This window comes from Streptomyces sp. NPDC034099, from assembly GCF_055575415.1.
Genome location: NZ_JBVISR010000018.1, coordinates 80,346 through 96,993, shown reverse-complemented (window position 1 = coordinate 96,993; position 16,648 = coordinate 80,346). Strand labels below are relative to the sequence as shown.

The window sequence follows — 16,648 nt, the reverse complement described above, 5'->3', positions numbered from 1 at the left end:
CTCGAATACGACCAACCTAGGTAGTCCGGCCGTCCACGACGATGAAGCCCACACGTCCAAGGGACGTACAGCCTGCGCTACCGGGAATGGCGTACGGCATTCCTTCCCCTCCGTTTCAACACAGACGGTGGAGTCCGCGCATACCCCGTGTACTCAGTCGCTCGGGACGAGGCAGCGCTGGGTGCCCGGCACGTCCACCACGCGCGGGGGCCGTACCGCGGCGTGCGGTCGCCGCGGCTCGTCCTCGAGGAGAAGGGGTGGCTGGCGCCATGAACAAGGTGTGCGTCCCCTATCGGCCGTTCCTGACCGAACACCTGCTGCTCGGCACCGCCCTGCCCGAGGAACTCTCCAGGCACCTCGACCAGTGCCAGGACTGCGCCCGCGAGGCCGCCGAGACCGAGGACGTCGGTCGCACGATGCGGCGGGTCGACCCCTTCGCCGACGGGGAAGCCGCGCCGCGGGGCCCCGTGCGGCCGGTGAGCGGCATGGAGGGTTCGAGGCCCGCTCGTACCGGTCCCGGAAGGCGGATCGCCCTGGGGGTGGCCGCCGCTTTGGTCGCGGCCGCCGCGGTGGCCGTCCCTCTCAGTGCGGCGCGCCAGCAGGAGTTCCGTCCCGGACTCCCGGCCGCGGTGATCAGGCACGGCGAGATGATCGACCGGCCGTGGGGCACCGAGGTCCCGGTGGTGCTGTCGGGGCTCAAGAGCGGTGAGACCTACCGCCTGACGACGGTGGGCGCGGACGGCGCGCGCGTACCCGCCGGCAGCGTACGGGCGGCGAGCGCAGAGCGATTCAGCTTCCGCGTCGTCACGTCCATGGCCAAGGACACCATCACCGAGCTGATCGTCGAGGACGGCGAAGGGCACGTCGTCACCCGCGTTCCCGTGTGCCCCTCTTCCGTCTCCTTTCGGGTGACGACGTGTAAACGGTTGTCGCCGGGGTGATGACGAAGAGGGACATGCCAAGAATGCACGTGTGGCGATTTCCGGAACGGCTGAACCACCCGGCGTGATGCGGCGTAGTGCGATGTGATGCCGATTCGTTCGAGCGACGGCACATCCCGTGAACGAAATGGCGGAGGTCTGTCCGAAGACGGCCCCCCGCCATCGTCACGAGCCGTCATTCGTGTCATTACAACGTGCTTCCACAACGAACCATCCACGGACTGGTCCGGGATTTCTCGAAGGGGGTTCGTCGCACCCTCATGCGTACGAAACTTGATGCCGTCTCCCTCGCCGCGGTGCTGGTCACGGTGGTCGCGTTCTCGGCGACCGGGCCACTGACGGCGTATGCCGCCGGCCCGGTGCTCGCGCTGGCGCTGGGCCGCAACGCGCTGGGACTCCTCACGCTGGGACCGGTGTTCACGCTGATCCGCCGTCGCGAGGTGAGGAAGGTCTTCCGCGGCGAGCGGAGCTTATTGCACCGCGGGGAGCAGCGCCGCGCCGTCTTCTTCGGGGTGCTCGCCGGTACGGCCCTGGCCGCGCACTTCGCGACGTTCATGTCCAGCACCCGGTTGACCAGCGTCGCTCTTGCGACCGCCCTGGTCGCCACCCAGCCCGTCTGGCAGGCACTCATCACCACGCTGCAGGGCAACCGGCTTCCGCGCACGACCTGGGCCGGCCTGGCCGTGGCCGTGGTGGGTGCGGCGGTCGCCAGCGGAACGGACGGGCAGGCGGGCAGCGACGCGCTGCTCGGCGATCTGCTGGCCCTGGCGGGCGCTGTCGCTCTCGCCGGCTACACGGCGCTCAGCGAGAAGGCCCGTCCCGCCATCAGCACGCCGATGTACTCGGTGCTCTGCTCCGCGGTGTGCACGGTGGAACTGCTGCTTCTGTGCCTGTTCACCGGAACACCTCTGTTCGCGTTCGACGGAGACACCTGGCTCGCCCTGCTGGGCCTTCTCCTTCTGCCCCAGCTCCTCGGTCTGTTCTCACTCAACTTCGCACTCGGCCGGGCACCTGCCACAGAAGTGAGCGTGCTGCTTCTGCTGGAGGCTCCCGTGGCCGCGCTCATCGCCTGGTTGTGGCTCGACCAACTGCCCCACGGCAGCACCTGGCCGGGGCTGATCATGATCATGCTGGGGGTGGGCTGGGTGGTTCTCGCGGACACGCGTCGGGGCGCCACCCGAACGCAGGGCGGCCCCGCTCCACTGTCGTCGTACCCGCTTCTCGTCCACGGCTCCGTACTCGGCGACGTCACCCAGGCCCAGGTGTTCCGCCACGCCTACGCGGGACGGCTCGCCGAGGCCGAGGCCACCATACTGCGGCTGGAGAACCAGGCCGTCCGTGTGCACGGTGCAAAGTCCCCGGAAGCCACCCGGTGGATCGAGGTACGAGCCACCGTCGCCCGTATCGCCGGGGACTACGGCCTCGCCGCCAGGCTGTGGCTGACCGCGATCCGGTTCCACTCGACTCCGCCGCACGAGGATCCCGCCGCGGCCAGAATCTGCCTCGACCGCGCCTTCCAGGACTGGGACGGCACCGGGGACATCCAGGTCGTCGACGCACTGGCTCCCCTGCTCCGCGAGCTGTACGCGCGATACCCTGACCACCGGCCGGACGCCGACGAGGCCATCGACCGACGCCTGCGCCGCGCGGCCTCGCTCACCGTTTCAGGCCGAGTTCCGCTCCATGACGTCCGCGGCGGCACGCAGTGAACTCGTCCGGACGAGCTGGTACACCGGTGCCGAGGAACTGAGAAAGACGATCTCTCGCTCCTCCGGCAGGCGGTCCAGGAGGTCGAGCATGCCCATCACCTCGTACGGGGGTACTTGCGCCTCCTGGTCCGAGGGGACGGTGAAGACGGGGACGGCCTTCGCGCCGTCGGCCGTCTCGATCACGTCGGGATTCCCCTGCTGGTCGAGGCATACGGCGATGTCCTCCTCCAGGAGGGAGAAGACGAGGAGCGGCCCCGGGTCGTAGCCGGTGGCGACGAGGCGTGCGGCCTCGTCGGCGATGCCGTCGGACGGGCCCCAGCCATGGGCGTCGGGCGAGGGCCGGTACTGGGGGTTCCGCTCCCAGCTGACGATCTCGCCGTGTTCGTCGCTGCGCCAGCGCCCCAGCAGGGCCCAATGCGGCGGAGCGGCACTGTCGTCGGCGTCGTCCCAGTGCCGGTCGACCAGGGTCAGCCATTGGCCGGGCGCCAGCCTCGCCGCGGTCACGAACCGCGGTGGCGGCTTCCGGAATCCGGCTTGGCCCTTGGGCACGGCGGGAAGCCACTCGTCGGCCGCCGGGGAGCCGGCGTGCCCGCTCTCCGATTCCCCGCCCGGCGGGGTCTTCGGGGCATTCGGGCTCTCGTGGGCGGGCGGCTGTGACGACATCGTCATGCTGGGCAACTCCCTTGTCCTGTAGGTGATAGCGGTCTATCGGTGATACGCGGTCCGTCTCAGCCTCCGGCGGGGGAGCTGGAAGGGTGCCCCGGGCTGTTCGCCCTGTCGCCCGGCGTATCAGCGTCCACGGTCGGGGGCCGGACTGAGGCAGGCGCCCCGACTCCCTCTTCCCGGTCCTCGTCAGTACCGCTCTCTTCCTGGCGCGATTCCTCGACGGAGCGTCGGAGGGCGTCGAGGTCCACCGTCATGCTGACCGCGCCCGACGCGTTCAGATACAGGGCGTGGCCCTCCGGTACGAGGTCCAGCACCTCCTCGGCAGGCATCAGTTCGTATCCGAAGCGCCCGGACGTGTGCAGATGCTGGGGTGAGGTGAAGGCGGGCACCACCGCCTCGTCGCTGGGGGTGACGGCGGACAGCGGACCGCCGCCGGGCGCGAGCAGCACGGCGATCTCGGCCGTGGCCAGAGCGCGCGTCACCGCGTCACCGGTCCCGTATCCCGATGCCGCCAGCTGGATTGCCTCGTCCACCGGATCGGTCGGCTCGGGCCAGCCGAGAGCACGAGGTGAGGGCCGGTAGTCCTCGTTGGGCCGCCATTCCTCGACCTCGCCGTCCGGTCCGGACCGCCACTCGCCGAGCAACGCCCAGCTCGGCGGTGCGCCGTCGCCGGCCCAGGTGGGATCGACCATGCCCAGCCAGTGGTCGGGGGCGAGCTCCGCGGCCTTCCTGATCTCCTCGGGGACCGGCGGCTGGGTGTCGTCCGCCGGCCCGTCGTCGGTGGAAGCGGCTGTGTCGGCGCTCATGGAGTTCCTCGTGAGGTCGGATGCGGTTCTGAAGGGGGGATGTGTCACCAGGCCGCCCGTTGACAGGGGTCCCAGGCGCGCGGGCCGTGGTGACGGGGCGTCAGGTCGAAGGTGTGAAGGTCCAGGGTTTCGCCGACGGAGTACGCGGCGTCGGCGAGGAGGAACTGCAACGCGATGGGCAGTTCGGGCCTGGGAAGCCTGTTGGTGTCGAAGTAGGAGCCGATCATCCTCTGCAGCTCGCGCCAGGTCAGAGGTGCCGCGGCAGGCCCACGATTCCTCTCCACTGCCCAGAATCCTCGTAGCAGTGCCTCGAACGCGGCAGGGTTGTCCTCCAGCGTCGGTCCGAAGAGCAGTCGGATGGCGCGAACCCAGCGCAGCACGTCATCGGCGCGGCCCCGGTCCCCAGTCACCCCTACCGCCAGCCAGTCCAATTGGGCGGTTGTCGGTTCTGGTCGGAACCCCGACCACCAGTCACCTGCCGTGATCTGAAGTCGGGCCCGCCCTGCAACGTCACCGTCGACCCGGTGTGCTTCGCCGCCTCCCGCAGTGGACCACACCCAGCGCTCGAAACCGTTCGCGAGAACCTGTCCGGCGACCGGGTGTTCCAGCGGATCACGGACCGGCGGGCCGGTGAGATCGGCCCTGGGGAACAGCAGGGCTACTCCCAGCGGGAGCGCGGTCAGGTAGCTGTCAGTGGCGTAGAAGTAGTCGATGACAGTGAGGTGAGAGAAGAAGGCGGACGAACCGTCGGTCAAAGGCAGCGCCATGGACGCGGCGTTGCCGCGAAGGTCGAGTATGTAGGCCCTGCCGAAGGGCAGCGGAAGCGGAACGCTCTCTCGCGGGACAGGGCCTGGCGACACCTCGGTGAAATGCGTGGCGCCCGGCTGCTCTCCGACCTGTCGGCCCTGCGGGCCCGAGTGGCTGACCGGTGCCACCGCGTCCAGAGGAACACGGGTCCCGTCCAGTGCGGTGATCTCCTGGGGCCACTCCAGCAGAGGGGGAAGGGAGTTCGGGTCGTGGAGGACCCGGAGGGCGGCGCGTGCGGACTCGATGCCGGCCCGGATCCTGTCGTACTGGTCGGGGGGCACCTGATCCAGAAGACCTCTGGCTTCCCCGACCGCGCGCCTGAGCGTCGCGTACGCCTCGTGACTGTCCGGCGTTTCTCGCCCCAGCGCACGCAGGCCTAGCGCGTTCGCGACGTCCTGCGTCTCCCTGGCGCTCAGCAGCGGACCACTCCTGCCGGCGAGCCGTGGCCGCCACGCCGACGCGATCTCAAGGAAGCTCGCGACGTTCTGGACGACCCAGTCGTCGAGGATGGTCGACACAGATGCGTGAAGGAGACGGCTTGAGAGCGGGAGACGGAACGTGGTTGCCCGCTCGTATGTCCTTCGCGCAAGAGCCGTGAGTTCCTCGACAGCCTGCCGCACTTGAGACGGCGTCATACGTTTGTTCCCGTACCCGAACTGTCGGACCTCTTGCAAGGCCAGTGGGACGGTCAGCCTGCCCTCATTGGTGTCGAGCTGCGGGTAGTCGTGCATGCCGACCATCTGCTTCTGGGACACACGTGAGCCGTGGGGCGTTCTGCCTGTGAGTATGGACGCCATGTGGTCACGAGCGGTGAGGCCGTCCCTGCCGAAGCTCTCGAAGTAGCTAGGGCTGTAGGGTTGTTTCGCCCCTAGACTCAGCCACAGCTGCTCCATTTGCGGGGCCAGATGTGTCCGCGCATCTTCAGTGAGTTGGTGGTACCTCTTGTCGAAGAAGTAGCGGATGCGGGGGCGAAGAGCGAGCCGTACATGAGCGAATGGATTCCGCATAGCTACCATGAGGAATCCTTTGGTGATATTTCTCACACCGCTGCCCTGGCGGTAGACGTGAGTGCTGGGCGTCGCCGCGACGTGCTGGTAGGCCAGCCAGGCATATCCCCACGCCTCGTCCAGTTCCGGTACAACAGCGAGTAAGGGAACCATACGACTCGTCAGGTCCGTACGTCTCGTGATGTCGCCTGCGAGGTTCATGACCGCCTGCTCCCCGAACACCCGCCCTGAGTACATGAGGGGCCGGAGGACGTCCAGTGTGTAGTGCTTGTAGGCCGTGTCCTGGAGGTCTCTGAACCCGAGGGCGCCGTGCCTGGAGTCATGTGGACGTACGAGGCGCGGGAAGCGTCCACCGGAGCCGGATGCACGAAGACATGTCGGCCCACGTCGGTGAGGGACCAGCCGCCGAAGGCTGACAGCATCGCTGACAGAGGCATTGCGACCCGCTGTGCATCGACTGCATCCAGGGCTTCCTGTATTCGATCCATTTGATCGAATATCTGCTCCTGAGACGGTCGGTGTTCCTCGGGCAGCACTGCCATGGGATCGGTGACGACCTCACCTACGAGGTACCGGGCGAGAATGGGCGGTTGCTGGCCCTCCGCTACCTGGGGCCGTGTCAAGTGTGGACTGCCGTCGGCCGTCCGCCAGAAATTGAACGCGTCGGTGACGATGCTGAGGCCGGGACCATGGGCTAGTACATCGCCTGGCACCCCGTCGTGGCCCTGAAGGTCGATGAAGAAGACCCGGTGGTGTTCCACCTCCAGGCCGATAGCCCCGTACCGGCGGCTGGTCGGGGCGTCGATCAGCGCGTGTTGCGTGGAGGAGGACTGCTGGAAGCGGGGCAGTGCGTCTGGCACGACCTGTCCGGACCGGTCGATCACCACGGCCCGCGCGTTCGAGGGGGCGATCGCGGGTGGGGTGGTGGACAGTGCGGGTCCGGCGCCGGCCGACAGCTCCACCCAGACCACACTGCCGGGCTCGCTCAAGTGGTAGGCCGCCCAGGCGTGTCCGAGCAGAGGGCCCTGGCGTCGTGCCAGGACGAAGGCCACCGTGCCCGGGCCCACCGCGGTGACGGAGTCCGCCAGGGAGTCCCAGGAGCCCACCAGCCCCCAGCCGGGTCCTTCGGCCAGTGACGACTCGGTCGTGGCACTCACCGCGGCGCTGTCGTCCAGGGCCACGGCTGCTCGTACTCCGCCCGGGTACAGGGCACGCCGCAGAGCTCCCAGGAGGTCCAGGCAGCGCTCCAGGGGCAGGGCCTCGACGGGTTCGCCTGTCGCGACCTGCCGTACAAGATCCGCCAGTTCCGCGTGTCCGTACGGCGTGGAGGAGGACGCGGTGGAGGCCGTGCGCGGCCACCCCGCCCGGTCACGCCAGACATCCGCGGGCGACACACGACCGGCGACAAGGGCTTCCACCCGCCCCACGGACACACCGCCCCCGGCGGCCGTCGCAGCCGTGTTCCGCGGGGCTTGCGGGTATCGCCGTTCGCCACCGTCCCGGTCGACGACGGTCAGCTCGATGTCCAGGTCTCGGGCCGCGGTCGCTGCGGCGACGGCGGTGACGTCGGCCGCCCGGTCCTCCCAGTGGCGCAGCAGCCGGTAGCGCTGTGCCGGGGTGAGGGCGACATCACCGACCGGGAGCGTTCCGCCGGAGCGCGCCGCCCGGGCGGTCTGCGCCGGCGTCGGGGAAACGCCGGCCAGTTCCAGATCGCCGAGAGTCAGTGATGTGCGGGATCCCGCCCAGTCCGGGCCGGCCAGGCCGGGTGCCCGACGGGCGGCGTCGGGTGCGGTGAGCCGGAACTCGGTCCAGCGGTGCAGCGCGTCCGCGGGGTCCGGTCCGGACAGCAGTGCTCCGAGTCCCTGGCGGGCGAGGCGGTCGGACGCGTTGGCACGCAGCGCGTTCACCAGGGCCGCGGGGAACCAGTCGCCGGTGTCCCGGGGGCGGTGCAGGGTGATCCGCGGAGCGCGCTCGGTACTGCTCGTGGACTGTGCCGGATTCACCGGCCTCGCGCGTCCACGCTGGAGCGGACGCACCACGATCCCCAGGCGCGTGGAGAACCGGGAAGCCACGTTGGCCAGCCACCCTGCCGCCTTTTGTGGATCCGGTGTGCGGACCGCGCTGCTCATGTACCGGCCGGAGTTGTCGTCCACCGTCCACGAACCGACCTGCGCGTCCCACCGGAACTCGCCCGAGACCCGGCTCGGCCTGGGCACCACGGGCCATCCGCGTCGACCCCACCTGGCGGCGACCGTGGGGAGCCCGAGTCCGTCGATGGCCGAGCGCAGTTCCTCGTCCGACATGCCCGGATGCCGGGTGCGCATGCCTGCCAGCAGCGCGTCGAACTGCTCCTCGCCCATCACCGACGACGGATTCTCACTGCCCAGCAGTATCTGGCCTCCGTCGGAGACCGTGTAGAGCCACACCAGCCTTCGATTGCCCGTGACCAGAAGACTCGGATCGACCTCGTCCAGGGGAGTCCACAGGGGATTGACCCGAATGCCTTCGGCACCGTCACGCTCCCTGGTCTTGACCCCTCTGGGCTGAATCGCCTCACCGAATTCCCGGCTGCGGAGAACCTCGCCCGTGGCCAGCAGCCGTCCGAGGACGTCCGGGGACAGACCGGCCGCCAGCCGCTGGGCGTATGCGTCGTCGGCTCCGTGGTGCCGTGCCAGCGCCGCCAGCCATGTCCGTTCGGCCCGGTCGGACGCGGTGGGCCGAGCCGCCTCGGGAAGGCCGGGGTGCGCGGCGCCCACGACCGGGTGTGCCTGTGCGACGTGGCCGGGAGCCCCGGCGGGTGCGGGACCCGCGGCCGGGACCGGATGAGAGGTGCCGGCGTCGGCAGCGTCCGCCACCAGGGTCTCGTAGTGGTCGCGGCCGGTGTGGTGGAGGTGCACGGTGGGGTCGGCGACCGTGGGATTCAGGCGGAGCAGGGAGTGCTCACCAGGGCCGTGGGGCCGCAGGATGGCGAGATGGAGGCCCAGCGCGTGGGCCGCCACCAGGGGCGCCTCGTCGTGGAACGGGGTGTGCCGCAGGGCCTTGGCCCGCAGGGAGCGTTCGACGAGTTCGGCGAAGCCCATACCGGTGAACTCGGCCCGGTTCCGGGGCAGTCCCGTGTCGTCCCGCTGTTCCGGGATCCGGGCACGCAGCCGCTGCCACAGAGCGTCCGCCCGTACGTCTCCGGCGGGAGCACGCAGCAGGTTCAGGACGTCGACGCGCAGGATGTCGGCCTGTGCCTCCTGCGTCAGATGGCGAACGCGGTCGTCGTCGAACGGGTTGCGGTCGGACATCGGTCGGGGCAGGAGGGCACGCACGGCGCCGGCCGGCATCTCTGCGAGCAGCGCACGGTCCTCCGGGCGGAGGGCCAGCCTTCGCAGCAGACCGTGGCCCCACTCGACGGACAGCCGAGTGCCGATGGCGGCACGCTGGTCCCCTGTGAGCGCCGGCGGCTGGTCGAGCTCCAGCACGTCCATCAGGTCCTCCAGGCCGGCAAGCACGTCCCGCACGAGGATCTCGACGGGATCCCGTGTGTCGTGCAGCGACCGCAGAGAGGCTGCCTGAGGCGAGTGCGCGTACCAGCCTGCGACGTGGTCACGCAGCTCGGCCACGCTCATTGTCGCGGCGGGCGCGGAGGGCGCCACCGCTCGCGCACCGTCCCGTATCGCGCGGAACAGACTGTCTCCGTCACCAGGAACCTCCCGCACGGTGAACGACCGGCCGTCCACGGTGACGTGCCGCTCGTCCGCGGGCCGACGACCGGCGGTCGCGCTGGGATCTGCCGCGGGACGGGTGTCCTCGGCTGCCCTCTCGGACCGACCGGGGCCGGTTGTGTCAGTGTCCGTACCGCGGTCCCGGCCGCCTTCCCCGGACCCGGGGACGGGGACGGGAGTGCCGGGGGTCATCCGGATGAAGGCTCGGTCGTCGGGGATCGGGGGCCGCGCGTCCTGACCGCGTCCGTCGCCGGGTGCGGTGGCGGCGCGCTCCCGCGTCGCCGTGCTGCCGACGCCGCGCGGGACCGCGTCCAGGTTGACCTCCGGTACCTGGCGCCGCGCGGGACTTCGCTCAGGTCGCGCGGCGCCCGCGAGACCCTGATCGGTGCCGGTGGTGAGCGACGGGCCGCCCCGCGAGGCCACGAAGGACGAGTCACTGGCGGAGCCCGCGTCGGGAGGCGTGGTGGTCGCAGCCGCGTCGAAGGGGTCGGAGAACGTCCAGTCGGGTACGGCAGTCGAGGCCTGCTTGTCCTTGGTCCTTCCCTTCGTCTGTGCGTGCGCGGCATCCGCGGGCAGCACCACTGCGACCCTGAGCGTGCCCGGAGTCTGTGACGATGCGAGGTCCGTTCCGGCCGGGTGGGTCCACAGTCCTCGACCCGATTCCCGGTTCAGACTCCTCTCCAGGGCGGTCGGCTGTCGCGCCTCGACCACCTGGGGTGCCACGACGGCGAGATCCATTGAGGTGAGCTTGCCGGTGAGAAGCAGCAACGGGTCACGGGACTGCAGCTCGGCGAACTCGTCGTGCGGCACCAACAGATCCGGGGCGTCGGGCAACGACATCACGACTCCGTCCGGCAGCCGCTTCTGGACCCGCAGAACGTGAGGAGGCCGTGGTGCGCCGGGGACCGACCACGGGGCTTCCATCGACCCCAGGCGCCGGGTGCCGCCGGTCGGCAGCTGCTCCAGCACCAGGACCTCGGAGGTGTCCACCCGCCGGCCCGCGGTGGCTCCCTTGGTGTAGTCACGCCCCCTCGGGGCCATGGAGCCGGCGTCCTTGAGTTCGGTCTGCGGCCGAAAGGCGCCCAACAGGACCAGGTGGTAGGCCGCGATCTCGGTGGTGCGGTCCAGGTCCCGGCCGGCGGCCGCCGCCCGGGCGGCCGTCCACAGCATCGTCGTCCTCGTGCCCGGGTCCAGGTCACCGTCGCCGACCAGGTCGGAACGGTGGAGGACCTGACGGGCGGCTGCACGACGGTTCGGCAGACCGTCGTCCCACCGCCTGGCCTTCGCCACGGCCCACAGCGTCCGCGAGCGCTGTGCCTCCGTCACCGGAGACTGCGCCGGCAGACCCAGGATGAAACGGACCGTCGGGTCGAGCTTGTCCCGGATCAAGCCGACCGTGTTGCGGAGCACGGCGAGCCCGATCATGAGCCGCGGGTGACTGGTCAGTGCCCTCGCGGGCACTCCGGCGGCCGACGGCACTTCAGCGGCGGCCCAGGCCAACAGCTGACGCGCGGCCCGCTGGCGGGTGTCGAGCATGGTCCGTCGCTCCGTGAAGCGACGCGATTCCTCCGCCGTGCGGGCAGCCGCCTGAGAACTGAGCGGTTTCGCCCCGGTTTTCGCGGCGGACTTCGAGCCGGCCGTCTTGAACAGCCCTTTCCACGTGCTGGTCTTCTCCCTGGGCGCAGCCTGCCCCACGGGTTCGCTCGACAGCAGCTGAGCGTCCCCGCCGGCCAGTACGCCCTGCTTCTCGTCGAAACCGAACTGCCCTGCCGTGGCCCTGGCCACCCAGTCCAGCAGATCCAGCGTCAACGGTCCGAACCCGCTCAGCAGTGGATCGGACTCGCGCATCCGCTCCAGCGCGCCGGCACCGCGCAGCAGATCGTCGAACTCTGGATCCCGGTCGACGTCCGCACCGAACAGCCACCGCAGGGCCCGAACCAGTCTCAGGGCGCGATTACGGTCCGCAGCGGTCGCCGGATCGCCGGCGGCCACCAGGCCGGCCACCTCGGCCAGAGCGTTCAGAGCCTCGGCCGCGGGCTCCGGTCGGGCCACCCGCGACATTCCGGTCTCCCGGCCCGCCACGTCGGTCCACGCCATGTCCCGACGCCGGTCGATGGGCCCGAGATACCCGGTCAAACGGTTCATGCCGTAGACCATGTTCCGGGTCTCGTTGGCGAGCTCCTGGACCTTGGAGATGGTCGACAGCGGATCGGCGACATAGGGCGCCCGCGCGCCGGAGTGCGGGTCCGCACGGGTGGGCTCGGTGGCCGCCCCGGTCAGGCACAGGACATTCAGTATGGCCTCGCCGTCGTCCTCGGCGCTGGCCTTGCGCAATATCCGCACGCTCGGCCGCCGGGCCACCATCCGCGCGTACTCGATGCCGCTCGCCACGTACTCGCTGCCGTCCTCCTGTGGCACCTTGATGCCCGACAGGGAGGCGTGGGCATCAAGGGCATAGGCGAACGTCACCCGCGTATGCGGCTGGTGCGTCGTCTCCACGTGCGTGGCCGGATTCTTCTGGACCACCTCGGTCTGGTGGCCCGACATGTTGTGCGCGTCGGTCTCGAAGGACGGCATTCCCTGATGGGACTGCGCCCATGGCCTGTCGAAGTGCAGTCCACGGCCGGGGCGGGAACCGGTGATGGTGTGGCTGACCATGTTCCGGACCCAGTTGGGTTCGGAAGGATCGAACGGACTCACCATTCCCGGTTCGCTGGTCAGCCAACGGCTGCGCGGCACAGCCGGCCGCACCACGGAGGCGAGGAGCTTGCCCGAGGGATCCAGCTCGCCGCTGATCGACGCCACCGTTCGGCGCGCACGGTCCGCCACCAGGCGCGGCAACTCCAGGCCTCGTGCGCCGGAGCCGGACCAGGCCAGTACGATCCACAGGTCGGGAGGCATGCCGTTGAGCAGTGGATGCAGCGGGATCAGCTCACCCACCACGTCCCAGGGCGCCCAGCGCCAGCCGCCGAACGGCACGCTCACCCCGCCGGGCCCGCCGTCGGCCACCACCGTGAACGGCGGCAGTCCGTCACTCCGGGCCCACTCCGCCCACTTTTCCCTGCCCCGACGCCTGGAGCCCGCGGAGTCGACGCTGTCCTCGCGTACCCGGTTCATGTCCAGGCGCGAGGGAGCGCCCTGCTCCAGCCACACTATTCCGTGCTCCCGGCCGGCCGACCCCAACCGGCTGGCCCTTGCGAACACACCGCTGCGCACAAGATGGTGCGCCACCAGCTTGGGGATGTCCGTGACGGCCGGTTCAGCCATGAGTGCATGGGCCGCCTCGACAACCTCCCCACGCTGCTGCCGACTCACCGGGACACCGTCGTCCAGCAGCAACACCCGTCGCGCGAGCGCGTCCAGGTCCAGTGCCCCGGTTCGCACGGCCCGGACCCGGTCCTGTCGGCGCAAGCCGTCCAGCCATTCGAGCGCCCGCACCAGTTCCGGGTACGCCGGAGCCGTGATGATGCCGGGACCGTACACCTCGGTCAGCGGCTTCGCGAAGCGTGCTTCCGCCTGAGGGCCGGCGGCCGCGGTCACGGACTCGTCAGTCCGCGGTGCGCCGCCGCGCAGCCCCGGCCGCTCGACGCGCGCCATGGCGCGGGCGATGTCCGGAGCCAGCTCCACGATGGGCCTGGTGCGCTGCCACGGTTGCAGCCGGTCGAACTCCGCCGCGACCCGGGCCGCGTCCACCGGCTCCCGGCCGAGCGCGGCCAGGGCACGGTTCACCCCGGTGAGCAGCTCCGCGTCCCAGCCTCGGCCGCTGCCCGGCGTCACCTCGTCCGCGTTCGCGGGGACCGTCCGCGCGGGCGCTACCTCGATGGCATCGTCGGACCCCGCGGCAGCGAGTGCTGCTGTGTGCGGCTCGGCGGCGGGCTCGGAGCCGGGAGCGGAGTTGTGATATTCGATCGCCGGGTAGCGGGGCGTCTCCGCGAGGTCGTAGTAGGCGTAGGGCTGCTCGGTCTCCTCGTCGGTCATGATGCTGCGTGAGATCACTCGGAATACGGTGCCGGGCGGATAGAGGACCTCTTCTTCGGCGGGCCAGGCGGAGAAGGGGCTGATGTCAGCGGCTGTCGAGGAAGCCACGTGCCCCAGCAGGGCATGGTTGCCGGGCGAAACACTTCGCTGATAGTCGCGCATGTAGGACTCGGCCCGACCTGTGTTCACGCTGGTGCTGCGGAACCGTGGTTGGAGGAGCATAGTTCCGCCTGCGACGAGCGGCGAATCCGACAAGGGCCGGTCGACAGGTCCTGGCAGCCAGTCACCGAACCATACCGAATCGTTCACGGGAGGGAGAATCTCCAGCGCTTCGACCGCCATGTCCACGTGGAGCGACAGCATGGTGATCACCTGGTCTGCGGCGCGGTTCACCCGGCGACGGATGTTGGCATGGGCGTTTTGAAGCTCCTCCGGGCTCAGCTCCTGTAGTTTCTCCTGCTCGCCGAGCAACCGAAGATCGTCGCCCACCTCGGCGAGCCCGAAGGAAAGCATCAGGTCGAATTCAATGTGCCCCTTGTCGACCTGCTGTTGTGCGGTCTTCCACAGTCGGTCGCGAATCATCCACCGTGCGGTGGCCTGTCCGAGGCGGCTGCTCTGGGTATAGGTCTTGAACAGGGTGTATTCCGAGCTTGTGTAGCGGAACAATGCGATGAGGTGTGCTGGGGTCAGCGCTCGTATGGCCCGTTCTCCCTCGTCGCCGTGTCTGGACAGCCACTCCCTGGCGCTGAGGACTCGCGTGTCGAATCCAGCCGATGTATCTGATTCGGTGGTGGGCGAAGCGCCGTTCAAGGCCGTGTCCAGGGCGAGCACTACGTCCTCGGGGACGGCGAAGTCGTCCTCCGAGTATCTGTTGGTGACGAATCGTGACTGGTCCGCGAAGACCGTGTGATGCGGCAGGGGGCCCTCGAGGCCGAAGACGTCCTGGGCCCAGCGGTGCAGGCGGGCGCCGTCCTGTGTCAGCGGGACGCGCTCTGACTCCGTACTGAGACCGGCCAGATGTGAGGCGCGCAGGACCTCGTGGAGGGACTGGGTGTCGGTGAGGATCGCCCATGCCACGACGGCCCTGCGGAACTGCTCGAGTTCGCCCCTGTCCGCCGTGATCGCCCTGTAGGCCTGCATCATCCACAGAGCGGGTCCCACGCTGCCACCGACGTAGCGGAAGCCGCAGGCGTCGTGCGCAGTCCGGTACGTGCCACCGCGGTGCCCACGCCTGTGCGGAGGCCTGGGTGAGCCGATCACTCCCTGTGCGGTGTAGCGCAGCGCCGTGTCGGCCTGGCCGACCACCGCGTTGCCGAACCGGGACACCAGGCTGACCAGGGACGGGCTGCTGCCCAGGTAGCGCATCATCAGGTCCGGCCCGGCTGGCACAGCTTCGCTCTGCCACCCGTGGAAGAACGCCTGTTCCGCTCCTGCGGGGCCGTGCCGCTCGGCCAGGTGGACGTACAGCCTTCCGACCGCCTCGCGTATCGCGCTCACGGTGCGGTCCTGCGATGCCAAGTGTCTCGCCAGCCGGAACTCGAAGGCGGTACTCAGCCTGTGCCATTCCCTGGTTCCGTACAGCGCCTCGAAACGCACCGCACCGGGCGTACCAGCGCCCCTCCAGCGCGTCACCGACCAGGGGGAGGCGTCGTTGGTGGGCGGTGTCGGGGCCTCGTCGGCCGACTGGAGCAGGGGCAGACCCGGTGGGATGTCCAGCATGCCGGTGCCGGAGATACGCAGCAGGCCCGTGGGGCGTCCGTCGGCGGCCTCCAGCAGGTGGACATGGGCCAGCGTTCCGTCCGCGGCGTGGCCCGCCGGGGTCACCGCGGTCCGTCCGGTGACGACGTATGCGTGCGGCAGATGAAGGGCGTCGACGATGCCCGCCACCCGCTGCGCGCTCGTCGGTTCCGCACACCCGAGGAAGAGGAGGGGCGTGGGGGAGCCGATGCCCAAGTACTGGGCGATGTAACGGACGATCACCGCCGGGTCGGTGCTGGCGCGGGCACCGCTGGAGTTCGCCAGGCTCAGTCCATGGGACAGCCAGAACACGGTGCCGGTCGCCGACGTGACGGGTAGCCGCCGACGCTCCGCCACTCGGTGCCCGCCCGGTTCGACACGCCACTCCCAGTACTCCGTCACATCGCGCAGCCCCGCGTAGAACGGGGCGCGCAACGCCCGGTCCCGCGCCCCGAACGACGTCAGGGCAACCAGGCTCCCGTCGCTCGCCGCGACGGGATGGAAGGCGACGTGGTCCTCGGGCGCGGTCGCGCGATGACCGGTCCAGGGGCTGTTCCAGTAGTCCGGGTCCGGGTACACCGACGCGTCGAGGGAGGTCGACGGCCCGATGCCCTGCGCGCGGCGTGCGGAGTGCAGGGCGAGCGCCAGACCGGGCAGTTCCCGCCAGGCGGTGGTGTGACGTGCCGACTGGATGCGCCGGTCGGCCCGGGTCTGGCGCAGGTCGTGCTCGATGTCGGCGAGTCGGGTCAGACCGGCGTCGCGGGTGGCGGTCCGTTTGCCCAGGGTGCGGGCTGCGGAGCGCTCCGCCTTCCGGGCGAGCCTCACCGCGGTCTCGCTCCAGCGCTGGAGGCGGACCCGCTCCTCGCGTTGCGCGGCCAGCGAGTCCTGGGCGGCGGACACATTGGCCCGCGCGGTGCGTACGGCGTTGTCACGGCCCTGGTGCCGCCGCTCTAGGCCGTTCCAGTGGTGCAGGGCGCTGCGGGCGTGCTCCTGGGCCCGCTCCAGACCTGCGGGTATGGTCGCGGTGGTCGCGGACGCGCGTTCGATGCGCTGTGCCTCCGCCTGCGCCTGCAGGTAGGCCAGCTTGGCCCGCTCCACCTGGTCGGCGGTGGGCAGGGCCTCGGCCTTCCTCAACTCCTCTTCGGCCAGGGTCAGGCGTTCCTCGGCCTCGTCAACCGTCGCGTCGGTGGCCGCACGGGTCCTCTCCGCCGCGCGCACGGCGTCGGCGTGCGCGTCGCGAGCCTCCTCGTGCGCACGCAGGGGCGCGGTCAGGGCCTCCTCGTATCG

General features: G+C 70.1%; 6 protein-coding genes (1 of these 6 running past the window's edge). 2 read left to right on the top strand and 4 right to left on the bottom strand.

Annotated features, from left to right (window positions below; all coding sequences use genetic code 11):
• The first annotated feature begins 257 nt into the window (after positions 1–257).
• Together ACZ56V_RS35255 and ACZ56V_RS35250 are read left to right on the top strand one after the other, a co-directional pair.
• Positions 258–941 (top strand): hypothetical protein, encoded by a 684-nt coding sequence (locus ACZ56V_RS35255; protein WP_468947691.1) that lies wholly within the window; start codon positions 258–260, stop codon positions 939–941.
• Positions 942–1,201: 260 nt separating this feature from the next.
• Positions 1,202–2,650, top strand: coding sequence for a DMT family transporter (locus ACZ56V_RS35250; RefSeq protein WP_468947689.1), 1,449 nt, complete (start codon positions 1,202–1,204; stop codon positions 2,648–2,650).
• Here the strand turns inward: ACZ56V_RS35250 and ACZ56V_RS35245 are convergent.
• The 4 genes in view from ACZ56V_RS35245 to ACZ56V_RS35230 are tightly spaced (at most 59 nt apart) and all read right to left on the bottom strand, a layout consistent with a single transcriptional unit that may run on beyond the window.
• Complete coding sequence (locus tag ACZ56V_RS35245) at positions 2,606–3,319, bottom strand: type VII secretion system-associated protein (protein ID WP_468947687.1); 714 nt, start codon at positions 3,317–3,319, stop codon at positions 2,606–2,608. The genes ACZ56V_RS35250 and ACZ56V_RS35245 overlap by 45 nt on opposite strands.
• A gap of 59 nt (positions 3,320–3,378) precedes the next feature.
• Positions 3,379–4,122 carry a type VII secretion system-associated protein gene (locus tag ACZ56V_RS35240; protein ID WP_468947686.1) on the bottom strand — a complete coding sequence of 248 codons (744 nt, stop codon included), beginning with the start codon at positions 4,120–4,122 and terminating at the stop codon, positions 3,379–3,381.
• 44 nt (positions 4,123–4,166) lie between these two features.
• Entirely contained in the window at positions 4,167–6,137 is a 1,971-nt protein-coding gene (locus tag ACZ56V_RS35235) for a hypothetical protein (protein WP_468947684.1), read from the bottom strand.
• A protein-coding gene (locus ACZ56V_RS35230; RefSeq protein WP_468947683.1) for a lonely Cys domain-containing protein crosses the window boundary here: on the bottom strand, positions 6,134–16,648 show its 3' portion. 17,295 nt of this gene lie beyond the right edge of the window; 10,515 of the gene's 27,810 nt are visible here — the last part of the coding sequence; its start codon lies off the right edge, out of view; it ends in the stop codon at positions 6,134–6,136. Before ACZ56V_RS35230 ends, ACZ56V_RS35235 begins: the two co-directional genes overlap by 4 nt.